The organism is Ancylobacter polymorphus (genome assembly GCF_030813495.1).
GTDB lineage: Bacteria > Pseudomonadota > Alphaproteobacteria > Rhizobiales > Xanthobacteraceae > Ancylobacter > Ancylobacter polymorphus.
In genome coordinates this window covers 324,865-346,017 of sequence record NZ_JAUSUI010000004.1, presented here as the reverse complement: position 1 = coordinate 346,017, position 21,153 = coordinate 324,865, and the positions used below count along the sequence as shown (strand labels likewise).

20 protein-coding genes are annotated in these 21,153 nt (G+C 67.4%); 12 read left to right on the top strand and 8 right to left on the bottom strand.

The window, feature by feature from the left end:
- Window positions 1–33: 33 nt before the first annotated feature.
- Both J2S75_RS11345 and J2S75_RS11340 read left to right on the top strand, forming a co-directional pair.
- Complete coding sequence (locus J2S75_RS11345) at window positions 34–750, top strand: SGNH/GDSL hydrolase family protein (RefSeq protein WP_307019963.1); 717 nt, start codon at window positions 34–36, stop codon at window positions 748–750.
- Window positions 751–1,611, top strand: a complete 861-nt coding sequence (locus J2S75_RS11340; RefSeq protein WP_307019962.1) for an SGNH/GDSL hydrolase family protein — start codon at window positions 751–753, stop codon at window positions 1,609–1,611.
- 30 nt (window positions 1,612–1,641) lie between these two features.
- Here the strand turns inward: J2S75_RS11340 and J2S75_RS11335 are convergent, their stop codons facing one another.
- Window positions 1,642–1,926, bottom strand: a complete 285-nt coding sequence (locus tag J2S75_RS11335; RefSeq protein ID WP_307019961.1) for a hypothetical protein — start codon at window positions 1,924–1,926, stop codon at window positions 1,642–1,644.
- Window positions 1,927–2,120: 194 nt separating this feature from the next.
- On the opposite strand from J2S75_RS11335, the gene prmB reads away from it, so the two are divergent.
- Window positions 2,121–3,062, top strand: coding sequence for a 50S ribosomal protein L3 N(5)-glutamine methyltransferase (gene prmB, locus J2S75_RS11330; RefSeq protein WP_307019960.1), 942 nt, complete (start codon window positions 2,121–2,123; stop codon window positions 3,060–3,062).
- Window positions 3,063–3,065: 3 nt separating this feature from the next.
- Here prmB and J2S75_RS11325 read toward each other — a convergent pair whose 3' ends face one another.
- The gene (locus J2S75_RS11325; protein WP_307019959.1) at window positions 3,066–4,304 is read right to left on the bottom strand and encodes a lytic murein transglycosylase; all 1,239 of its coding nucleotides are present in this window, start codon (window positions 4,302–4,304) and stop codon (window positions 3,066–3,068) included.
- 167 nt (window positions 4,305–4,471) lie between these two features.
- On the opposite strand from J2S75_RS11325, the gene J2S75_RS11320 reads away from it, so the two are divergent.
- Complete coding sequence (locus J2S75_RS11320; protein ID WP_307019958.1) at window positions 4,472–4,897, top strand: hypothetical protein; 426 nt, start codon at window positions 4,472–4,474, stop codon at window positions 4,895–4,897.
- Window positions 4,898–4,960: 63 nt separating this feature from the next.
- Here J2S75_RS11320 and tam read toward each other — a convergent pair whose 3' ends face one another.
- Together tam and ettA are read right to left on the bottom strand one after the other, a co-directional pair.
- Window positions 4,961–5,728, bottom strand: coding sequence for a trans-aconitate 2-methyltransferase (tam, locus tag J2S75_RS11315; protein WP_307019957.1), 768 nt, complete (start codon window positions 5,726–5,728; stop codon window positions 4,961–4,963).
- Window positions 5,729–5,753: 25 nt separating this feature from the next.
- Entirely contained in the window at window positions 5,754–7,406 is a 1,653-nt protein-coding gene (ettA, locus tag J2S75_RS11310; RefSeq protein ID WP_307019956.1) for an energy-dependent translational throttle protein EttA, read from the bottom strand.
- Between the two features lie 284 nt (window positions 7,407–7,690).
- Here ettA and otsB point away from each other — a divergent pair, with 284 nt between their 5' ends.
- Genes otsB through otsA form a run of 3 tightly spaced genes read left to right on the top strand, consistent with a single transcriptional unit; the run spans window position 7,691 to window position 11,660 of the window.
- Window positions 7,691–8,461: a trehalose-phosphatase gene (gene otsB / locus J2S75_RS11305; protein ID WP_307019954.1), complete on the top strand. Its 771-nt coding sequence runs from the start codon at window positions 7,691–7,693 to the stop codon at window positions 8,459–8,461.
- Window positions 8,458–10,254 (top strand): glycoside hydrolase family 15 protein, encoded by a 1,797-nt coding sequence (locus J2S75_RS11300; protein ID WP_307019953.1) that lies wholly within the window; start codon window positions 8,458–8,460, stop codon window positions 10,252–10,254. The genes otsB and J2S75_RS11300 overlap by 4 nt, the downstream gene beginning before the upstream one ends.
- Window positions 10,239–11,660 carry an alpha,alpha-trehalose-phosphate synthase (UDP-forming) gene (gene otsA, locus J2S75_RS11295; protein ID WP_307019952.1) on the top strand — a complete coding sequence of 474 codons (1,422 nt, stop codon included), beginning with the start codon at window positions 10,239–10,241 and terminating at the stop codon, window positions 11,658–11,660. Before J2S75_RS11300 ends, otsA begins: the two co-directional genes overlap by 16 nt.
- An 18-nt stretch (window positions 11,661–11,678) precedes the next feature.
- On the opposite strand, the gene J2S75_RS11290 is transcribed toward otsA, so the two are convergent.
- Window positions 11,679–12,710, bottom strand: a complete 1,032-nt coding sequence (locus tag J2S75_RS11290) for a c-type cytochrome (RefSeq protein WP_370874124.1) — start codon at window positions 12,708–12,710, stop codon at window positions 11,679–11,681.
- Window positions 12,711–12,847: 137 nt separating this feature from the next.
- Window positions 12,848–13,762: an aldose 1-epimerase family protein gene (locus tag J2S75_RS11285; protein ID WP_307019950.1), complete on the bottom strand. Its 915-nt coding sequence runs from the start codon at window positions 13,760–13,762 to the stop codon at window positions 12,848–12,850.
- A 98-nt stretch (window positions 13,763–13,860) separates the two neighbouring features.
- On the opposite strand from J2S75_RS11285, the gene J2S75_RS11280 reads away from it, so the two are divergent.
- The 4 genes from J2S75_RS11280 (at window position 13,861) to J2S75_RS11265 (ending at window position 17,224) form a co-directional block, all read left to right on the top strand.
- Window positions 13,861–15,288 (top strand): MFS transporter, encoded by a 1,428-nt coding sequence (locus J2S75_RS11280; protein WP_307019949.1) that lies wholly within the window; start codon window positions 13,861–13,863, stop codon window positions 15,286–15,288.
- A 69-nt stretch (window positions 15,289–15,357) separates the two neighbouring features.
- Window positions 15,358–15,537, top strand: a complete 180-nt coding sequence (locus J2S75_RS11275; protein ID WP_307019948.1) for a DUF1328 family protein — start codon at window positions 15,358–15,360, stop codon at window positions 15,535–15,537.
- Between the two features lie 237 nt (window positions 15,538–15,774).
- The gene (locus tag J2S75_RS11270; RefSeq protein WP_307019947.1) at window positions 15,775–16,869 is read left to right on the top strand and encodes a hypothetical protein; all 1,095 of its coding nucleotides are present in this window, start codon (window positions 15,775–15,777) and stop codon (window positions 16,867–16,869) included.
- Window positions 16,870–17,092: 223 nt separating this feature from the next.
- Window positions 17,093–17,224, top strand: a complete 132-nt coding sequence (locus tag J2S75_RS11265) for a hypothetical protein (protein ID WP_307019946.1) — start codon at window positions 17,093–17,095, stop codon at window positions 17,222–17,224.
- A gap of 28 nt (window positions 17,225–17,252) precedes the next feature.
- Here the strand turns inward: J2S75_RS11265 and J2S75_RS11260 are convergent, their stop codons facing one another.
- Window positions 17,253–18,506 (bottom strand): glycosyl hydrolase 108 family protein, encoded by a 1,254-nt coding sequence (locus tag J2S75_RS11260; RefSeq protein WP_307019945.1) that lies wholly within the window; start codon window positions 18,504–18,506, stop codon window positions 17,253–17,255.
- A 238-nt stretch (window positions 18,507–18,744) separates the two neighbouring features.
- On the opposite strand from J2S75_RS11260, the gene J2S75_RS11255 reads away from it, so the two are divergent.
- Entirely contained in the window at window positions 18,745–19,008 is a 264-nt protein-coding gene (locus tag J2S75_RS11255) for a DUF2798 domain-containing protein (protein ID WP_370874120.1), read from the top strand.
- A gap of 71 nt (window positions 19,009–19,079) precedes the next feature.
- Here the strand turns inward: J2S75_RS11255 and rpoD are convergent, their stop codons facing one another.
- Window positions 19,080–21,080, bottom strand: coding sequence for an RNA polymerase sigma factor RpoD (gene rpoD / locus J2S75_RS11250; RefSeq protein ID WP_244375850.1), 2,001 nt, complete (start codon window positions 21,078–21,080; stop codon window positions 19,080–19,082).
- Window positions 21,081–21,153: the final 73 nt, after the last annotated feature.

Below are 21,153 nucleotides of genomic sequence, written 5' to 3'. Positions count from 1 at the left end.
TTCGCAAGCGTCCTTGCCTGGGACGGCGCCCCTGTGGCCGCCGCCGAGACCGGCAAGATGTGCGCGGCGCCCTCCGCCCTCACCCGCGCCGGCTTTGCCCTGCCGCGCCTCGCCCGCTCGCTGGAGAAGAAGGAACCCACCACCATTCTGGTGGTGAACAGCGCCAGCACCGCCAAGCTCCCCTCCACGACCGACAGCGGCAAGACGGTCGCGCGGCGCAGCTTCCCCAGCTACATCGAGGAGACGCTGCGCGCCCGTTATCCCGATGGCGGCGTGGTGGTGACCACCCGCAGCCAGCCGCGCGCCACCGCCGCGGCGATGCTCGACGATCTGCCGGCCATGCTGGCGGAAACCAAGCCAGCGCTGATGATCTGGCAGACCGGCACGTTCGACGCCATTCTCAGCGCCGAGACCTCCATTTTCTCCGACGCGGTCGGCACCGGCATCGGCTATGCCCATACGGCCGGCGCCGATGTCATTCTCGTCAGCCCGCAATACAGCCCGCGCACCGCCCTCGCCTTCGATATCGGCGCCTATACCAACGCCCTGCGCTGGACCGCGCGGCTCGAAGGGGTGCCATTCTTCGACCGCTACGCCATCATGCGGTTCTGGGAAGACGATGGCGTTTTCGATCTCGACACCGCCCGGCCCTCCCCTACGCTGTTCGACGATGTGCATAGCTGCATTGGCCGCCTTCTCGTGACCATGATCGTCGATGGCGTCGACCTGCGAACACTCGGTTCCCGCTAAATGCTGCTGCGCCGCCTGCTCCCTTTCGCCCTTGCCGCCGCCTTTCTGGTGCCCGCCGCATTACCGGCCCTCGCGCAGACGGTGATCCCGGCCGGTTGCCCCACCCCCAAGACGCTGGCCAAGCTCAACGCGCCGCTCGCCCGCACCGCCGCCGCGCTCAGGGCCGGCGACAAGGTGGTGATCGTCGCCATCGGCTCGTCCTCCACCGCCGGGGCCGGCGCCAGCAGCGAGGAGGCGAGCTATCCCGCCCGCCTGCAGGCCATGCTGCGCGAGCGCTTCCCCGCCGCCGACATCACCGTGCTCAACCGCGGCATTAACGGGCAGGACGCACCGGAAATGCTGGCGCGCTTCGACAGCGATGTCGCCGCGCTGAAGCCGACGCTGGTGATCTGGCAGTCCGGGGTGAACGCCCTGTTCCGCGAGGGCGGCCTCGCCTCCGCCGACGATCTGCTGCACGACGCCATTGCCCGGGTGAAGGCGATCGGTGCCGATCTGGTGCTGGTCGATCCGCAATATGCCCCGCGCGTGCTCGCCGATGACGATAGCGGGCCGATGGTCCGCCTCATCGACCAGGTGGGGGCGGAGGAAGGCGTGGCGGTCTATCACCGCTTCGCGCTGATGCGCGACTGGCACGAAAAGGCGGCGATGGGCTTCGACTCCTTCCTCTGGAAGGACAAGTTCCACATGAACGACTGGGGCTATAATTGCTTCGCCCGCGATCTCGGCCGGGCCGTGGTCGCCAATGTGGAATCGCAGCAGCGCTCGGCGGACATGGGCAATACGGGTGGCGCGGCGGCGAAGTCCGCCGGCCTTCCGGCCGCGGCCGCCGCCCTGCCGGTGCCGGCCGCCGCCGCGCCCTGAACGTTGGCGCTCGGCGGCGAGGGCTCGCGCTCAGTCGTCGCCCTTGTCGGAGAAGGCGCCGCCGAAGCGCTTCATCACCGCTTCGCGCGCTTTCAGCACACGGCGCTCGTAGTCCTCGGCCATCGGCTCGGTGAGAACGCTTTCCAGCCCGGCGAGCAGCGCCCACAGCGCGGGAATCTCCGCTTCATCCTCGATGAACTCGGCCATCGCCTCGCCATCGGCATCGTCGACCGTGCGCGAGAGGAACTCGAATAGCACGACCGCGACGGAGCGGTCGATGACCAAGGTGATTTCGTCGTCCGGCGCCTCGGCCATGCCATGTCCCCTTGCGAGCGTGTCTCCTTCCTATCGTCCCGTCACAGGGCGATGACAAGCCCGGCTTCGCGCGGCTGTCACGCCGCGATGACAAGCCCGGCTTCGCGCGGCTGTCACGCCGCGATGACGAGCCCGCAGCTTGCATTCGGCGCCCTGCCGTGCTGACCCTTGGCGCGACAACGGGGAGAGGCACGATGACGGCGGCGGACGATCTGAAGACGGTCAGGGATTTCGTGCGCTATGCGGTGAGCCGCTTTGCCAAGGCCGGCATCGCCTTCGGCCATGGCACCAGCGAACCGCTGGACGAGGCCGCCTTCATGGTGCTGGAAGGGTTGAACCTGCCGGTGGACGACCTCGCGCCGTGGCTCGACGCCCGACTGACCCATGAGGAGCGCCTGCGCCTTGCCAACCTCATCGAGCAGCGCTGCACCACCCGGCAGCCCGCCGCCTATCTGCTCGGCCGCACCTATATTGGCGGCGTGCCGTTCCGCTCCGACAAGCGCGCCATCGTGCCGCGCTCCTTCATCGGCGAATTGATGGCGGGCGAACTGTTCACCGGCGGCGATTATTCGCTGGTGCCGCAACCGGAGACGGTCGGCCGCGTGCTCGACCTCTGCACCGGTTCGGGCTGCCTCGCCATTCTCGCCGCCATGACCTTCCCCAATGCCGAGATCGACGCGGTGGACCTCTCTCCCGAAGCGCTGACGCTGGCGGCGGAGAACGTCGCCGAGCACGGGCTCGAAGACCGGGTTCGGCTGCTGGAAGGCGATCTGTTCGGCCCGCTCAAGGGCGAGGTCTATGACCTCATCATCACCAACCCGCCCTATGTCGATGAAGAGGCGATGGCCGCGCTGCCGGCGGAATACCGCCACGAGCCGAGCCTCGCCTTTGCCGGCGGACCGGACGGGCTCGACATCGTGCGCCGCATCCTGGCCGACGCGCCGGCCCATCTCAGCCCCGGCGGCGGCCTCATCTGCGAATTCGGCACCGGCAAGGAAATCTTGCAGGCCGAATACCCGCATCTGCCCTTTCTCTGGCTCGACACCGAGGAAAGCGAGGGCGAGGTGTTCTGGCTCTCCGCCGCCGATCTGACGGTCAACGCGGATCTGCGCGTGATCAACCGCATGCCGCGCTGAGGCTCAGCCGCCTTTCTTCATATGCGCCAGCACGGCGGCGTCGGGCCAGCAGTCGACGGCGAGGCCGTTGGCCTTCTGATAGGCGCCGAGCGCGGCGCGGGTCTTCATCCCCGCCTTGCCGTCGATCTTCTCGGCGTAGAAGCCCTCGCGGGTGAGCACTTTCTGCATGAATTCGAGATCGCGCGTCTTCACCAACGCGATCTCCGCCCAGTCGCGGGCGAAGGGCCTGTCGTCCTCGATGCGGTCAGCGAGATGGCCGACATAGAGGACGTAGAGGTCGGCGAAATTGTAGCTCTTGAGCACGAAATAGTTGGCCGGGGTGAGGAAGGCCGGCCCATAGGGCCCCGCCGGCATGATGATGGAGGCTTCGTCGCGCAGCGCGGCCGGCGGCACGCGGCGCCCGTCGGCGATTCTGACGCCGCGCTTCAGCCATTCGCCGATCGGCAGCCGCGTCTCCGGCTCGGCCAGCGTGCAGTCGAAGCCCGGCGGCACGGTGATCTCATAGGCCCAGCGCTTTCCCGCCTGCCAGCCCTTCTCCTTCAAAAGGCTCGCCGTGGCGGCCAGCGCCTCCGGCACATCGGTCCAGATATTGGCGGTGCCGTCGCCGTCGAGATCGACGCCATATTCGAGATAGCCGGTGGGCATGAACTGGGTCAGCCCCATCGCCCCGGCCCAGGAACTCTTCATCGCCGCGCGGGTGACATGGCCTTCGTCGAGGATTTTCAGCGCGGCGAGGAATTCGGCGCGGAACTCCTCCTTGCGCCGCCCGACATAGGCCTGCGTCGCCAGCACGCGCAGCGCGTCATGGTTGAGCTTGGCGCCGCCATAGGAGGTCTCGCGCGCCCAGATGGCGAGCAGGATCGGCCCCGGCACGCCGAACTGCCGCTCCAGCGCGGCAAGCTGCCCGCGGTACTGTGCCGCCAGCTTGCGTCCGCGCGCGGCATAGGTGGCGATCGCCTTGTCGGAGAGATAGGCCGCCGGGGTCTGGACGAATTCCGCCTGCCGGTCGGGCGCCTTCGGCTTGCCGGGAAGGGCGAGGTCAGGCAGCCCATAGTCCGGCTCCAGCCCGGCGGTCTCGCGCTCGAAGGTGGCGCGGGAAATGCCCATGGCCTGCGCCGCCGGCCATTGCGCCGCCAGCCAGCGGTCAAAGCCGGCATCGGCGAGGGCCGGGCGCGCGGCGAGGAGGAGGCCCAGCACCAGGGCGGCGGCGGCAAGGGAACGGCGAAGCGCGGGAAACATCATGGCTTGAGATAACCCGTATCGCCCCCGCCTGTGAACCTTGGAGCGCGATCCGACCCGATGTGAAGCCGTCTGATCGGGCACTCACCGCGGCGCTTTGCAAAAGGCGGGAACTCTCTTAACACTACCATGTTGCCAGTCGAGGGCATGCGACACACCGGGATCGGACCATGAAGAAGAAGAGTTTGTGGTGCGCGGCGCTTGCCGGCGCGGGCATGATGGCCGCCGTGCAGATTGCCGGCCTGCAAAGCGCGACCGCGCAAGCCAAGCCCACCATCGAAACCGGCCTGGAACATTTTCAGGGCCGCTGGGTGTGGCAGGGCGCGTTGAAGGACAAGCGCGACCCGAAGAACATAAGCCGGCTTCAATTCACCGACGGCGATCGCATCGTCTATTGCTACAAGACCTTGTGCGTCGAAGTGAACGTGCACCGCGACGCCGGCGGCGGCTTCAGCTTCACCACCAATGGCAAGAACAACTTCGTGATGGTCAGCGACGCCTCGGGCAATCTCAGGGGCCGGTTCTGGGAGGATTTCACCTCGCCGTCGCGTCCGCCGGACGCGGTCGTGACCTTCACCCTGAAGTCCGGCATCTGAGCGGCCGGCCGGCACGTCGCGGGCGGTCCGCCGCGCCGTCCGCCCATCGCGCCGCGCCGGGCGTCAGCGCACCGCGACGATGAACAGCCGGGGAAAGCGCAGCAGCACCTTTCCGTCGACGCGCGCGGGATAGGCCCTGGCCAGCCGCGCGGTGTAGTCTTTGAGGAAAGCGGCGCGCTCGGCCTCGTCAAGCGGCGCGAGATAGGTCCGCAGCCCGGTGGAGCGGAACCAGTCGGCAATGGCCGCCGGCCCCGCCAGCGGGTGGTTGTACAGCGTGTGCCAGATATCGACCTGGCGGGCGAGCGGCGCGAGCCGGTCGTAATAGGCCCCCACCGCCGGCAGAACATCGCGCGCCGCGCCGGCGACGCGGGCCGCCCAGGGCCCGGCGGCGGCGGCTTCCTCCATCAGGAGATGCGAGGGCTCACTCACATTGTCCGGCATCTGCACCGCCAGCACGCCGCCCGGCGGCAGCTTGTCGAGCAGCCGCGCCAGCACGTCGAGATGCTCCGGCACCCACTGGAATACGGCATTGGCGAAGAGCAGGTCCGTGTCTTCGGGCGGCGTCCAGGATGCGAGGTCCGCCAGTTCGAAGCGCGCGCCCGGCAAGCGGGCGCGGGCCTGTTCGAGCATGGCGGGGGAATTGTCGACGCCGATCACCTCGGCCTCTGGCCAGCGCTGGGCCAGCAGCTCGGTCGAATTGCCCGGCCCGCAGCCGAGATCGATCACCCGGCGGGGCTTAAGGAGCGGCACCCGCGCGAGTAGATCGCGCGGCGGGCGGGTGCGCTCGTCCTCGAAGGCGAGATAGAGGGCGGGGTTCCAGTCTTCGGTCATCGCCGCCCTCCGTCCGGTCATGGCGTCAGCGCATCAGCTTCTTGTGCTTCATCCGGTGCGGGACGATCTCGTCGACGCCGAGGCGGCGCTTCTTGTCTTCCTCATAGTCGTGGAAGTTGCCCTCGAACCACTCGACATGGCCCTCGCCCTCGAAGGCGAGCATGTGGGTGGCGATACGGTCGAGGAAAAAGCGGTCATGCGAGATGATGACCGCGCAGCCAGCGAAGTCCTCCAGCGCCTCTTCCAGCGCGCGCAGGGTTTCCACGTCGAGATCGTTGGTCGGTTCGTCGAGCAGAAGGACGTTGGCGCCCTGCTGCAGGATACGGGCGAGATGCACGCGGTTGCGCTCACCGCCCGAGAGCATCCCGACCTTCTTCTGCTGGTCGCCGCCCTTGAAGTTGAAGGCGCCGCAATAGGCGCGCGAGTTGATCTCGCGCTTGCCGAGATAGAGCACCTCGTTGCCGCCGGAGATTTCCTCCCACACGGTCTTCTTGTCGTCCAGCGCATCGCGGTTCTGGTCGACATAGCCGAGCTGGACGCTGTCGCCGACGGTGATGGAGCCGGCATCGGGCTTCTCCAGCCCGTTGATCATGCGGAACAGCGTGGTCTTGCCGGCGCCGTTCGGCCCGATGACGCCGACAATGCCGCCCGGCGGCAGCTTGAAGGAAAGGTTGTCGATCAGCAGCTTGTCGCCGAACGACTTGCTGAGGCCGTTGAACTCGATGACGTTGTTGCCGAGCCGCTCCGACACCGGAATGACGATCTGGGCGGTGGTCGGCGCCTTCTCGGACGCCTTCTTCACCAGCTCGTCATAGCGCTGGATACGCGCCTTGTTCTTGGCCTGACGGGCCTTCGGGGAGGCCCCCATCCACTCGGCCTCGGAGGCGATCGCACGCTGGCGGGCCTCGTCCTCGCGATTTTCCTGCGCCATGCGCTTGGCCTTCTGCGCCAGCCAGGAGGAATAGTTGCCCTCATAGGGAATGCCGCGGCCGCGATCCAGCTCGAGAATCCACCCCGTCACATTGTCGAGGAAGTAGCGGTCATGGGTGACGATCAGGATCGCGCCGGGATAGTTGCGCAGATGGCCTTCCAGCCAGTTGGTGGTCTCGGCGTCGAGATGGTTGGTCGGCTCGTCCAGCAGCAGCAGTTCCGGCTGCGAGAGCAGCAGCTGGCACAGCGCCACGCGGCGGCGCTCACCGCCCGAGAGCTTGGAAACGTCCGAACCCTCTTCCGGGCAGCCGAGCGCGTCCATGGCCTGGTCGATCTTGCTGTCGAGGTCCCACAGGCCCTGGCCTTCGATCTCGTCCTGGAGCGCGGTCATCTCGTCCGCCGTCTCCTCGGAATAGTTCATGGCGAGTTCGTTGTAGCGCTCAAGGATCGCCTTCTGCTTGGCGACGCCGAGCATCACGTTCTCGCGCACGGAAAGGGTCGGGTCGAGCAGCGGCTCCTGCGGCAGATAGCCGACGCGCGCGCCTTCCGCGACCCAGGCCTCGCCCGAGAAGTCCTTGTCCATGCCGGCCATGATCTTGAGCAGCGTGGACTTACCCGAGCCGTTGGGGCCGAGAATGCCGATTTTGGCATCGGGGTAGAAGGACAGGTGCACATTGTCGAGCACCTTCTTGCCGCCCGGATAGGCCTTGGTCATGCCGTGCATGTGGTAGATAAACTGATAAGCCATGTCCAAATCCTGCGCGTACGGGCGAGCCGGGACCATGCCGCGCTGCCGCGGCGTCATAAGGTGCGGGTTGGGCGCTATGTAAACCGCGCGCCGTTGAGCGGCAAGGCCGTCACGCGCCGGACGCCCGCCATCCGCCCCCGCGAGGGGCAGACCATCGCGGCTTTTTCACCGAGGTATTGGAACGCCTCCGGCTCTGGCGCGTTAATGGCAGCCGGCGACCGTGCCGGCGGCCGAAGCTTCTTTTTGACCTCACTATGCCGGATCCAGGCGGAACAAACGACAGCATGGCGACAGCACCCAGCGCACCCCTCCCCCTGCTTCCACGCCCCGACTGGGCTCTCTTCCTCGACATTGACGGCACCCTGATCGAGCATGCGGACCACCCGGAAGGGGTGGATATTCCGCGCGACCTGCCCGACCTTCTGGCGCGGCTGCAGGGCGCGCTCGATGGCGCGGTGGCGCTGGTCTCCGGGCGGACCATCGACTGGATGGACCGCCGCTTCGCCCCCACCCGCCTCGCCGCCTCCGGCCAGCACGGGGCGGAGGTGCGGCTCGCGCCGGACGCGCCCTCCGTGCCGATCCCGCTGCCGAAATGGCGCCGGCCGCTGGAACAGGCGCTGGACGAAGTGCTCGCCACCTGGCCCGGCGTGTTCGTCGAGCACAAGCCGCTGTCGCTGGCCGTGCATTTCCGCGCCGTGCCGCAGTTCGGCGAGGCGATCATGGACCGGGTGATCGCACTCGGCACCGGCATCGATGGCGGGGTCGAATTCCTCAAGGGCAAATACGTCATCGAAGTCCGTCAGGCCGGCCGCAACAAGGGCACGGCGGTGGCGGAACTGATGAACTCGGCGCTGTTCGCCGGCCGCCGCCCGGTGTTCCTCGGCGACGATGTGACGGATGAGGACGGCTTCCGCGCCGTCCGCGCCGCCGGTGGCCTCGCCCTCGCCGTCGGGCCCCGCCCGACCGATCAGGCCGATTACAAGCTGGCCTCGCCCACCGAGGTGCGGCGCTGGCTGACCGACCTTCCCACGGCACTGGAGCGCGTGAATTCGTGAGCACCCATCTCGACCTGGCCGCCATCGGCAACGGCACCATCGCCGCGCTGATCGACCGCAACGGGCGCATCGGCTGGTGCTGCTGGCCGCGCATCGACGGCGACCCGGTGTTTTCCTCGCTGCTCGGCGGCACCGAGCCGGAGGCGGGCTTCTTCGACGTGGTGCTGGAAGGCCAGGTGAAGGCGACGCGCCGCTACCAGACCAACACCGCGATCATCGAGACCATTCTGGAGAACGACCAGGGCGCCAAGCTGCGCATCGTCGACTTCGCGCCGCGCTTCAAGCTCTATGACCGCATCTACCGCCCGGCCATGCTGGTGCGGCGGATCGAGCCGATCTCCGGTATGTGCCGGGTGACGCTGCGCCTGCGCCCGCATTTCAACTGGGGCGAACAGCGCCCGGCGCCGGTGCGCGGCTCCAACCATATGCGCTTTGCCGGCGACGACGTGACGCTGCGCGCCACCACCGACCTGCCCATCGTCTATGTGATGGAAGAGCGCCCCTTCGTGCTCAGCAAGGCGGCGACGCTGGTACTGGGGCCGGACGAACCCTTCCCCGCCAGCATCGCCGACACCACGCGCGGCTTCGAGGAGAAGACGCGCGACTATTGGCACGAATGGGTGCGCTACCTCTCCATTCCCTATGAGTGGCAGGACGCGGTGATCCGCGCCGCCATTTCGCTCAAGCTCTGCGCCTTCGAGGAGACCGGCGGCATCGTCGCCGCGCTCACCACCTCGATTCCCGAGGCGCCGCATTCGATCCGCAACTGGGACTATCGCCACTGCTGGCTGCGCGATTCCTATTTCACCGTGCGGGCGCTGAACATGCTCGGCGCCACCCGCACCATGGAAGACTATATCCGCTACCTCACCACGGTGATCGCCTCCGAGCCCTCGGGTCGGCTGGCGCCGGTCTATTCCATCGTGCCGGGCACGCCGCTGGAGGAGCGCTTCGCTCCGGCGCTTTCCGGTTTCCAGGGCATGGGGCCGGTGCGCGTCGGCAACCAGGCCGGCGAGCAGGTGCAGAATGACGGCTATGGCCATGTCGTACTGGCCGCCGCGCAGATGTTCTTCGACGAGCGCCTGCCCAAGCGCGGCGACAAGGCGCTGTTCGAGCTGCTTGAGGGGGTCGGGGCGCGCGCGGTCGAATTCGCCTTCGAACCGGATGCCGGGTTGTGGGAGCTGCGTGGCAAGCGCCGGCTGCACACCTTTTCCGCCGTGATGAGCTGGGCCGCCTGCGACCGGCTGGCCCGCATCGCCCGCGTGCTGGAACTGCCCGACCGCGCCGCGTTCTGGACCCGGCACGCCAACGAGATCCGCACCCGCATCCTCGCCTTCGCCTGGGACGAGGCGCGCGGCAGCTTCGTCGATGCGGAGGAGGACGGCCAGCTCGACGCCAGCCTGTTGCTGCTGGCCGAGCTCGGCTTCGTCCGGCCAGACGATCCGCGCTACGTTGCCACGGTGGAAACCATCGGCCGCGAACTGAAGCGCAATGGCTACCTCATGCGCTATGCCGGCGAGGACGATTTCGGCCTGCCGGAAACCTCCTTCACCATCTGCTCGTTCTGGTATGCTGGCGCGCTCGACCTGATCGGCCGCCGCGACGAGGCGCGGGAGATGTTCACCAGCCTGCTGGCCCGGCGCAACCCGGCCGGGCTGCTATCGGAAGACATCGACAACCAGACCCTGGAGCTGTGGGGCAATATTCCGCAGACTTATTCCATGGTCGGCCTGATCGATACGGCCATGCGGCTGTCGAAGACATGGGAGGAAGCCTTTTGGCGCGGCTCGTAATCGTCTCGAACCGGGTGGCGTCGCCCAAGGAGCGCGCCGCCAAGGCGGGCGGACTGGCGGTGGCCCTGCGCGAGGCGCTGAGCCAGCGCGGCGGTCTCTGGTTCGGCTGGAGCGGGGAAACCGAGGTCAACCCGCCGGACGCGCCCAAGGTCTTCCGCTCCGGCCGCGTCACCTACGCCCTGCTCAATCTCGATCCCGAAGACCAGCGCGCCCACTATGCCGGCTATGCCAATGGCACGCTGTGGCCGCTGTGCCATTACCGGCTCGGCCTCCTCTCCTTCCGCAAGGCGGACTGGGAGGGCTATCGCCGGGTCAATGAGCATTTCGCCCGTGCGCTGATGCCGCTGCTGAAGCCCGACGACATCCTCTGGGTGCATGACTACCATTTCATCCCGCTGGCCGCGGAACTGCGCAAGCTCGGCTTCGGCGGGCGGATCGGCTATTTCCACCACATCCCCTGGCCGACGCCGGAGGTCTATCTCAGCCTGCCCTCGCATGCGGCGCTGGTGGACGACCTCTCGCATTATGACCTTGTCGGCCTGCAGACCGAGAACGACGTGCGGGCGCTGCTGACCTACATCTCCTCCGAGATTCGCGGCTGGATCGCGCCGGGCGGTACGGTGGGGCTGAAGGACCGGCGCTTCCGCGTCGCCGCCTATCCCATCGGCATCGACGCCGACGCCTTCGTCAGCGACGCTCAAAAGTCGGTCGGCAAGGACGAGGAGCGACGGCTTAACGAGAGCCTCGCCGGCCGTATGCTGGCCGTCGGCGTCGATCGGCTGGACTATTCCAAGGGCCTGCCCGGCAAGTTCGCCGCGTTCGGCGAATTGTTGCGCAGCTATCCCGAGCACCGCTCCAAGGTGACGATGATGCAGGTGGCGCCGCTCTCGCGCAGCGAGGTGGCGGAGTATCAGGCGCTGCGGCGCGAGCTGGAGGAGCTGGGCGGCGCGATCAATGGCGAGTTCGCCGAATTCGACTGGGTGCCGCTGCGCTATCTCAACCGCCCGTTCCAGCGCGCCACGCTCGCCGCCATCTACCGCCGTGCCCGGGTCGGTGTGGTGACGCCGCTGCGCGACGGCATGAACCTCGTCGCCAAGGAATATGTGGCGGCGCAGGACCCCGAAAACCCCGGCGTGCTGGTGCTCTCACGCTTCGCCGGCGCGGCGGACGAACTGAAGGGGTCGCTACTGGTCAACCCCTATGACATCGAAGGCATGGCGGCGGCGATGGACCGGGCGCTGACCATGCCGCTCGCGGAACGTCAGGAGCGCTGGCGCAGCAATATGGAGACGGTGGAGACCAACACCATCCACCATTGGTGCCAGCGCTTCATCGACGAGCTGACCCGTATCGGCGACACATTTGGCGAGACGTCCGACCCGCGCGCCGGCGCCCGGCCGCTCTGACGACCGGCGCGGGCCGCGTCAGGGCGTGTTCGGGTTAGGGATTGTCCCGCGCGCCTGTTTCAGCCGGGCGATCTCCGCCCGGATCGGGGCGAAGGGGCCGTAGCGGTGCTGCTCGGCCGGGAAGCTGTCGGCGAAGGGCGGATAGGCCGCATCCACCGGCTTCAACAGCAGATCGGGAAAATCCCGGTCGATGCCGGCCAATTGCGGCCGGGGCTGCGACAGCACGAAAGCCGCCACGTCCCAGGCGTCTTGCGGCGCGAGCGTCGGCGCCACCCAGGACGTGCCGTTCGGCATGTTGTCATGGACGAAATTAGCGAGCGTGATCAGCCGCGCCGTGCCCGCGCCGTCATTGAAACTGTCCGGCCCCCAGAGCGGCGGGAAGGCATAGCCCATATCCGGCTGCGCCTCATTGCGCCGCACGCCGAGCCCGTCGCGACGGTGGCACTCCGCGCAATTGGCGGCATAGATCGCGGCGCCCCGCACCGGATCGGCCGCGCGGTCCAATTCGGGGATCGCCCCGGCCCCGGCGCCGACAATCGTCGCATCGGGCGGGATGTTGGTCGCGAGAACGTCGAGATAGGCGAGGATCGCCTGCATGGGCCGGTCGTCTTCTGCCATCGGCCGGCCGTTCATGCTGCGCTTCAGGCACTGGTTGACGCGGTCGAACAGCGAACTCACCGCGCCGGAGCGGCTGCTATAGGCGGGGTAGTCGGCGGAAGCGGCGACGAGCGGCAGGCCGAACTTCTTCAGCCCCGCCTGCAAATGGCAGTTCGCGCACGCCAGATTATTGCCGGCGAAGCGGGCGGCGGGATCGGCGACGGCCGGGCCGATATGGGCATAGGTCGCCTCGATGACCGAGCGGCCATAGCGGGCGAGCCGACCCTGTTCATCGTCCGGCAGGGCATTGAAGGCGGGAACATCCCAGACGATGACGGGCGTGGGCGCGGCCGGCGGCGGCTCGGCCTGGGCAAGGACCGGCAGGACCGAGCCGGCCAGGGCCACGGCGAGACAGGCGTGCAGTCTGAGACGAGAAAAACCGTGACGCGCCATCTTCACCATCGAGCCTTCGTGCCCGGCGATGGTCTCAGAACGCCGCGTGGGAGGCAATGACGGCGCAGGGGGGCCCTGCACCGCGAAGGAGCCGGCGACTTACCCGGCCCATGCCCGCACCGGCGCACCGCGCATGGCTAGCCCTCCACCTCATGCGGGCCGATCAGCCGGCCGACATCGGGCAGCCAGCGCACCGTCATGGCGAAGCGCTTGGAGGCGCCCGGCGCCAGCAGCGACAGGCCCGGCTTGTCGATGAATTCCGCCGGCCCGTCCTCGGGCGAGGCATAGCCGGCCCAGGGCTCGATGCACAGGAACGGCGCGCCGGGCTTCGACCAGATGCCGAGATGCGGCATGTCGGGGAAGGCCACTTCCAGCCCCGGCTCGCCCGGCACGCCGAAGCGCACATGGTGCGAGCGCAGATCGAGAAGGATCAGCGCGTCGCGCTCGAACAGCGCGTCGGTCGGCTCCAGGATCGCGTCCACCGCCGGGTTCGGCTCGGTGGCGGTGGAAAGCAACCCACCCACCGGCCGGTGGATGGCTTCCGCTTCCGCCTTCTCGAACACCAGCCGGTGGTCGGCGCGCGTGCCGCCATAGGGCAGCGGCCAGCGGAAGGCCGGGTGGAAGCCGAAACTCGCCGGCAGCACGCCCGCGCCCGTGTTCGCCACCTCCGCCTCGAGGGTGAGCGTCGCCTCTTCCAGCCGGTAGGTCACGGTGAGCGAGAAAGCGAACGGATATTGCTTGCGCGTCTCCTCGTCGTCATGCAGCGCCAGACGCACCGCCTGGTCCGTCGCCTCCTCCAGCGTGAAGGCGCGGCGGCGGGCGAAGCCGTGCTGCGCCATCGGATAGACCTTGCCGTCATGCACGAGCTGGTCGTTGGGCAGGCGCCCGACGATGGGAAACAGCAGCGGCGCGCGCCCGGTCCAGAACGCCGGGTCGCCATTCCACAGCAGATCATGCCCGTGCCGGTCCCTCAGCGCCACCATCTCCGCGCCCTGAGGCGAAATGTCCACCTCCAGGAAGTCCGACTTCAGCCGTACCGCACCGTCACTCATACCAATCCCCGTCTCGACTTCGCCAAAGATCAGGTCTAACCGGACCTTGCGGAACAAGGATTCCGCGCGCCCGCCACCCTCACCGTCCGGTTCCCATCATGGCCCAGACTCTCGGCCCTGTCGCCGCGCTCCTGCTCGGCGTGTTCTTTCTGGTAACCGGTAGCGGCCTGCAGAACACGCTTCTGCCGCTGCGCGGTGCCTTCGAGGGCTTCAGCGCCATCAATCTCGGCATATTGGGGTCGAGCTATTATCTCGGCTTCGTGGTCGGCTGCCTCGCCGTGCCTCATCTGGTGCGCCGCACCGGGCATATCCGCGCCTTCGCCGCCCTCACCTCGGGCGTGGTGGCAGCGATGATGGCGCATCCGCTTTTCATCGAGCCCTTCACCTGGTTCGCGCTGCGCACCATCACCGGCTTCTGCTTCGCCGGGCTCTATCTGGTGATCGAAAGCTGGCTCAACGACCGCGCCACCAACCAGACGCGCGGCTTCGTCATGAGCGCCTATGTCATCGTCGACTATGCCGCGCTCACCGCCGGACAGATGATGATCACGCTTTACCCCGTGCGGGCCTTCGATCTGTTCGCCCTCGCCGCCATTCTGTTCTCGCTGGCGGTGCTGCCGGTCGCGATCGGCTCCAGCACCCAGCCGGCGCCGATCGAGACCGCCCGCATCCGCCTGCCGCGCCTGTTCAAGGCGGCGCCGGTGGCGATGGTCGGCTGCTTCGCCATCGGCCTCACCAATGGCTCGCTGTGGTCGCTGGGGCCGATCTTCGGCATCGGGCGCGGCCTCACTTCCGACGGCGCCGCGACCTTCATGAGCGCCGTGGTGGTGGCGGGCGCCTTGGCGCAATGGCCGGTGGGCTATCTCTCCGACCGCATGGACCGTCGGCGCATCCTCGCCGCGCTGCTGGTCGGGGCGCTGCTGGCCGGGCTGGCGCTGGGGGCGCTGCCCTTCGACCTGCTCGGGCTCTGCCTGCTCGGCATGCTCTATGGCGGCCTGTCGCTGCCGGCCTATTCGCTGGCGGCGGCGCATGCCTATGACCGCACCGCGCCGTCCGAGGCGGTGGAGACGGCGGCGGGGCTGCTGCTGCTCTATGGCGTCGGCTCGGTGGTCGGGCCGGCGCTGGCCTCGCTCGGCATGCAGCATTACGGGCCGGGCGCGCTGTTCTTCTTCACCGCCGGCTCCTACACGCTGCTGCTGCTGTTCGTGCTCTGGCGCATCCTGCTGAAGGAGAAGGGGCGGCAGATCGACAGCAAGAGCGAACCCATCGCCTCGGCGGCGACCGGCACCGTGCCGCGGCCGGAAAAGAGCCGCGCGGAAACGCCGCTCTCCGGTCTGCGCCGCTGGCGCCGGGCCGCGTCTCCCCCAACGTCCAAGCCCGTCACACCCAAGCCGAATTCGGACAAGCCCCCGGCTTCGGACAAGCCCGCAGCCGCCACGACGCCGCCCCCGCCGCAGGCGCCCCAGCCGATGAAGGGCGATGACGATTTCCCCACCGCGCAGGACGGGCGTTCCGACGGCGCGTAAACCGGCGGAACTCCGGCGCTGCCCGTGCGTTGATACCGCGCCCTCACCTGCCATCCGGGGAAACGCCGCATGATCAAATACGCCGTGATCTTCCTGGTGATCTCGATGATTGCGGGCGCCATCGGCATGACCGGCGTGTCGCAGCTCGCGCGGAAAATCGCGCTGGTGCTGTTCGGCCTGTTCTTTCTCGGCTTCCTGCTGCTCATCGGCTTCGCGGTGCTGATCGACCACGCGGTGTCCGCGCCTTAAATTTGGTGGCACCCGGCCACCTTCTCGCTTAAGTTGCACCCCTCTACCACGGGGGGAGCAACGATGTCCGTCGATCCGTCACGGTCGTTGTCGGACAAGGTGGAAGAGACGATCGAAGGCGCCGTGCGCTTCGTCGTCCGCTTCCTGCGAACGACCTGCGTCATCCTGTTTCGCCCGCTTACCTGCGAGCGCCTGCTGCTGGCGCCCGAACGCGGCAACCGCCGTTTCGTCCGTCCGATGAGCTATCTCGCCATCGGCGGCTTTGTCTTCGCGCTCACCCTCTCCGTCTACCCGAAGGGCCTGCTGGGGATGGTGAACCTCATCTGGTTCAACGAGGAGGTGAACCGGGCGCTTCTCGCCAGGTGGCAGGAGGCGATCAGTGTCAGCGGCCTGCTTCTCGCGGCCTTTCCTGTTCTGATCTGTACGGCGGTGGTGACCGGTCTTGTCTCACGCCTGATCCCGGACCTGCGTCGCCGGCAGGAATTCGTCGCGCTGAACGCCTATCTGTTCGGCTTCCAATGCCTTCTCCTGCTCTCCGGCTTCGTCATCGCCCTTACGCTCGACGTGGGGAAGGCGCTGTTCGGCGTGGAGGTGAGAGAAATTCTCCGGCTGGAAGCGGTGCCCCTGCCCGAGACGGTCGCCAATCTTCTCCTGCTCGGCCCGCTGGCGATCACGCTCTCCGCTCTCGTCATGCCGACGGTGGGCCTGTGGTGCTGGACCGGACGGGCGCTGCGAAAACGGCGTCTGGCGACGCGCCTCTGCGCATGGCTCGCGATCGTGCCCTATTGCTTCGCCATGCTCGCCCTCTGCGCGTATTCCGCCAGCGTGCCGGCCGCCTTCAAGGAAGTGGCGACGCCGAAAGCCGGGCCATCTCGCATCCATTTCCTGAGCGATCCGGTGATACGGGTCGTCAGCGTCGATGCCGACCGCACCGTTCTCGCCTTCGACTACCAGATTGCCATCGAGAACGTCGCCGGTTCGGTGATGATCGTGCCGCGCGACGCCATCCGGGCGGGCATCGTCCGCGAATCCCGCGCCGCCGGGGCGGAGGAGCGTCAAGATGAAATCTGGACCGCCGCGAATCCGCGCCTGAGCCAGAGCGGCGGGGAGGTTCCTGCCATCGTGATCGCGAAATCCGGGCTTGCGAGCTACGGCCTGGCCGGGACGGTGGAGCTCGATCCGGCGGAATGGCTAGATTTAGCGCGCAAAGCGGACTCGTCTGTCGACACCAATCACTACGGCTTTTTCTACAGTATCGACCTGCGGCAGGGCGCAGACGAGACCACGCGCCGGCTTTGGCTCGATGTCAGCGCATTGATGGCGAAACGGTGAAGATCCGGCCCCGGCCCTCTGACTCGCGCCGCCCCCGCGCGCATCGACCGAGCCTGTCGCATGGATGCCGGCGGTCCGGCAAAGATGGCACGAATTTTCGACGGCCGCCGCCGCGTCTCCCGCGGCCCGCGCCGGCACGCAGGCCCCATCGACCTTGACCTAGCGCAAGGCGGACGATGCGCGCGCTCCCTACGCTTGGAGATATAAGTCTCAGGAGGACGCCATGCCGACCGAAACCCTGTTCTTCGTCGCCGCCACCATCGTCGCCTTCAGCGGCTTCGCCGCCACGCTGGCCTATGTGGAAGCGTCCACCAAGGCCGTGCGCCGCCACAACCACCCGCTTCCGGGCGAGTGAGGCACAGCGGCGGCGCGGGCTGTTCGGCTCACGCCGCCGTCTTGAACGCCTCAGCGGCGAGCTGCAGGGCTTCCTTCTCCACGGTCAGCGTCCGGTTGGTCCAGCCCTTGCCGAAGGTCTCCCAGGTGTCGAGCGCGCGGTAATAGTCGAGCCGCCGCGCGGAGAAGGCGCGGATGAGGTCGGCAATGTCGCGCGTGCCGACCGCCGCGAGGGTGACCGCACCAATGGCGCCGTCCTCCTTCGCGCCGACCAGTTTCTGCAGCATCTTCGCCGCGCGCACCGGGCCGGCATTGACCCCGAAATCATACACGACGAGATCGATGCCGGGCGGTAGCGCGTCGCAGTTCAGCGGGTTCCAATAGCGTACCCGGTAGATTTCGCGCGCCTCTTCCTTGGTGAGGTTGAGCACATCCTCGGCGGTCACCTCCTCGCCGCGCCAGTCGCGCAGCGTGCCGATGGTGATGCCGAAATTGGTCGCCCCGCCGGGGTCCCGGGGATGATCGACAAAGCCCCCTTCCGCGGTGAGCACGATGTCGGCGCAGCGCTGGAACTTCGCTGCCTTTAATGGCCCCGCCGGCGGCTTGCCCGGAGCCGCCGGCCCTGCGGCGCCACCGCCCGCCCGCTGCGCGCGGATGACCTCGCCGGTCTGTGAAGCGAGCCGCTCCTGAATCTCGAACGACGCCGTATCCTTGGCGCGCGAGGATGCCGAGGAACCGAGATAATAGCTCACCACCGTCGCGAAGGCCGAAACGAGACCGCCAATGACGATGTTGATGATCTGCAGCAGCGGGCTATCACGCGTGAAGGGTGAGTTGGCTCCCTGCGGTATCGGACTGATCAGGTACCAAAGCACCCAGAAGAAGCCGATGACGATGATGATCGAGATGACGATCGGGGCCCAGGCGAGCGGGTTGCGCGCGCTGGCCAGCGCCACGAACATGCCGCGCGCACTCTCGCGGTCCTTGTCGTCGCGCTCGCGGTGCGCCAGTTCCTGCGCCGCAGCGCGGCTCGCTTGCTCAATGGCAAGCCGCTGGGCCTCGAGATCGGCCTGACGCTGCTTTTCTTCGGCCTCCGCCGCGATCCGCGCCAGTTCCACCCGCAAGTTGTTAGCAAGCTTGGGATTGGCCTCGATCTTGGCTTCGGCCTCAACCGGGTCTTCGGTCCCCGTCACTTTTTCGAACGCCTTGGCGACCGCCTCGGCCACCGGGGCCGCTTTCGATCCGAGTGCGAGTTTGAGGATGTCCGGCAGAAGCGATCCGGCAAGCACAATCAAGGGATTCATGGCAGCCCCCACAGCACAATCTGAGAGTGCTTTAATACCTTTGTTCTTGTCAAGGTTGTATAATCGACTACGGAGCCGATCGGAGGTGGCAGGCGGGCTGGCGCAACTGCCGTCTTGGGGTTAAGAGAAGCGCGCCGGTCCCGTGCCGGCCGTAAGCGTCCGACGTCAGGCAACGCGTCCAACCGGTCACGGCCGGCCGGATGCGTGTGCTCCGGACCCGCCGCGACCATCCAGAAGGATGGCCCGCATGGCCTCTCCCCTCTTCCGCAAGCTGCCGGCCCGCTATGCCGGCCTCATCATGCCGCTGGTGCTCTCCGTGCTGATGACCTTCGTGGTCTCGGCCATCGCCACGCTGCGCAGTCTCGGCCCGAGCCCCGCCTTTGTCGCGATGTGGCCGACGGCCTGGGCGCTCTCCTGGGTGGTGGCGTTCCCCACCCTGCTGCTCGTGCTACCGCTTGTCCGGCGCATCGTCGGCCTCGTGGTTGAACCACCCGGGCGGTGAACCAAAAGAAAAGGCGGCCGAGGGGCCGCCTTTTCGCATTCCGAACGCTGCAGCCCTGGAAGGCCCGCGCCTCAATTGTCGAGGAAGCTGCGCAGCTTGCGCGAGCGCGAGGGGTGCTTGAGCTTGCGCAGCGCCTTTGCCTCGATCTGGCGGATACGCTCGCGCGTCACCGAGAACTGCTGGCCGACCTCTTCCAGCGTGTGGTCGGTATTCATGCCGATGCCGAAGCGCATGCGCAGCACGCGTTCCTCGCGCGGGGTGAGCGAGGCCAGCACGCGCGTGGTCGTCTCGCGCAGATTGCTCTGGATTGCCGCGTCGATCGGCAGGATGGCGTTCTTGTCCTCGATGAAGTCGCCGAGATGGCTGTCCTCTTCGTCGCCGATGGGCGTCTCCAGCGAGATCGGCTCCTTGGCGATCTTCAGCACCTTGCGCACCTTCTCCAGCGGCATGCCGAGCTTTTCCGCCAGTTCCTCCGGGGTCGGCTCGCGGCCGATCTCGTGCAGCATCTGGCGCGAGGTGCGGACGATCTTGTTGATCGTCTCGATCATGTGCACCGGGATGCGGATGGTGCGGGCCTGGTCGGCGATCGAGCGGGTGATCGCCTGCCGGATCCACCAGGTGGCGTAGGTCGAGAACTTGTAGCCGCGCCGGTACTCGAACTTGTCGACCGCCTTCATCAGGCCGATATTGCCTTCCTGAATGAGGTCGAGGAACTGCAGGCCGCGGTTCGTGTACTTCTTGGCGATGGAGATGACGAGGCGCAGATTCGCCTCCACCATTTCCTTCTTCGCCTGCCGGGCTTCCTTCTCGCCCTTCTGCACCATCTGCACGATCTTGCGGAATTCCTGGATTTCCAGCCCGGTCTCGGTGGCGAGGGCGTGGATTTCCGAGCGCAGATCCTTGATGCCGTCGAGTTCCTGCCCGACAAAACCCTTCCAGCCGCGCGAGGTGAGGTTCTTCACCCGGGCGACCCATTTCGGGTCGAGCTCGGAACCCTGATACTGGCGCAGGAAGTCCTCGCGCGAGACGCCGAAGCTCTCGGCGAGCCGCATCAGCCGGCCTTCCAGCGAGACGAGGCGCTTGTTGATGTCGTAGAGCTGCTCGACGAGGTTGTCGATGCGCGCCTGGTTCAGCGACAGCGACTTCACGTCGAGGATCAGCGCGTCCTTCAGGCTCTTGTATTTGCGGTCCTGCGAGGGCGAGAGGCTCTCGTTCTTCAGCTTGGACTCGACGTTCTGGTCCTGAAGACGGCGCAGCTTCTTATAGGCGTCGGCGATGCGGTCGAAGGTTTCCAGCACCTTCGGCTTGATCTCGGCTTCCATCGCCGCCAGCGACAGGGAGTTCTCCATGTCGTCATCGTCATCGCCGGCGATGGTCTCGCCGATGGTCGGCTCGCGCTCCTCCTCCGCCTCGGGGGCGAGCGAGCCGCCCTCGACGATGGGGCCGTTCTTCGCCTCGGGGCCGGCATAGGTGGCCTCAAGGTCGATGATGTCGCGCAGCAGCACCTTGCCTTCGACGAGTTCGTCGCGCCAGATGATGATGGCCTGGAAGGTCAGCGGGCTTTCGCACAGGCCGGCGATCATCGCCTCGCGGCCGGCCTCGATGCGCTTGGCGATGGCGATTTCGCCCTCGCGCGACAGCAGTTCCACCGAGCCCATCTCGCGCAGATACATCCGCACGGGGTCGTCGGTGCGCTCGCCCGGCTCGGACTTGGTCTCGGAGCGGATGACGGTGCGCGAGCCGGTCTCGGCCAGCTCGCCGCCGCTCTCTTCCTCTTCCTCGGCTGCCTCGGCCGGGGCTTCCTCACCCTCGGCCTCGGCTTCCGCCTCTTCCGCCTCGACGACATTGATGCCCATCTCGTTGAGCATCGCGTAAATGTCTTCGATCTGGTCGGAGGTGTTCTGCTCGGAGGGGAGAACCTCGTTCAGCTCGTCATAAGTCACGTAACCGCGCTTCTTGGCGAGCTTGATCATCTTCCGGACGCCAGCGTCCGAAAGGTCCAGCAACGGGCTGTCCGGGGTGTCGCCGTCCTTCTCGGGGGCTTCCGTCGCTTCCGCTGCCTGCTTCGCCATGCGTTTGTGCTCCTCAAGCGCCGCAGACCTGCGTCCCGGCGTGCGACGGCGTCCTTGCGGCACCGCCCTTCGA

Bases quoted from the DNA above. Each gene is read 5' to 3' on its own strand.
- J2S75_RS11340 (WP_307019962.1), top strand. From the start codon at position 751: ATGCTGCTGCGCCGCCTGCTCCCTTTCGCCCTTGCCGCCGCCTTTCTG.
- J2S75_RS11335 (WP_307019961.1), bottom strand. From the start codon at position 1,926: ATGGCCGAGGCGCCGGACGACGAAATCACCTTGGTCATCGACCGCTCC.
- prmB (WP_307019960.1), top strand. From the start codon at position 2,121: ATGACGGCGGCGGACGATCTGAAGACGGTCAGGGATTTCGTGCGCTAT.
- J2S75_RS11325 (WP_307019959.1), bottom strand. From the start codon at position 4,304: ATGATGTTTCCCGCGCTTCGCCGTTCCCTTGCCGCCGCCGCCCTGGTG.
- J2S75_RS11320 (WP_307019958.1), top strand. From the start codon at position 4,472: ATGAAGAAGAAGAGTTTGTGGTGCGCGGCGCTTGCCGGCGCGGGCATG.
- tam (WP_307019957.1), bottom strand. From the start codon at position 5,728: ATGACCGAAGACTGGAACCCCGCCCTCTATCTCGCCTTCGAGGACGAG.
- ettA (WP_307019956.1), bottom strand. From the start codon at position 7,406: ATGGCTTATCAGTTTATCTACCACATGCACGGCATGACCAAGGCCTAT.
- otsB (WP_307019954.1), top strand. From the start codon at position 7,691: ATGGCGACAGCACCCAGCGCACCCCTCCCCCTGCTTCCACGCCCCGAC.
- J2S75_RS11290 (WP_370874124.1), bottom strand. From the start codon at position 12,710: ATGGCGCGTCACGGTTTTTCTCGTCTCAGACTGCACGCCTGTCTCGCC.
- J2S75_RS11285 (WP_307019950.1), bottom strand. From the start codon at position 13,762: ATGAGTGACGGTGCGGTACGGCTGAAGTCGGACTTCCTGGAGGTGGAC.
- J2S75_RS11280 (WP_307019949.1), top strand. From the start codon at position 13,861: ATGGCCCAGACTCTCGGCCCTGTCGCCGCGCTCCTGCTCGGCGTGTTC.
- J2S75_RS11275 (WP_307019948.1), top strand. From the start codon at position 15,358: ATGATCAAATACGCCGTGATCTTCCTGGTGATCTCGATGATTGCGGGC.
- J2S75_RS11270 (WP_307019947.1), top strand. From the start codon at position 15,775: ATGAGCTATCTCGCCATCGGCGGCTTTGTCTTCGCGCTCACCCTCTCC.
- J2S75_RS11265 (WP_307019946.1), top strand. From the start codon at position 17,093: ATGCCGACCGAAACCCTGTTCTTCGTCGCCGCCACCATCGTCGCCTTC.
- J2S75_RS11260 (WP_307019945.1), bottom strand. From the start codon at position 18,506: ATGAATCCCTTGATTGTGCTTGCCGGATCGCTTCTGCCGGACATCCTC.
- J2S75_RS11255 (WP_370874120.1), top strand. From the start codon at position 18,745: ATGGCCCGCATGGCCTCTCCCCTCTTCCGCAAGCTGCCGGCCCGCTAT.
- rpoD (WP_244375850.1), bottom strand. From the start codon at position 21,080: ATGGCGAAGCAGGCAGCGGAAGCGACGGAAGCCCCCGAGAAGGACGGC.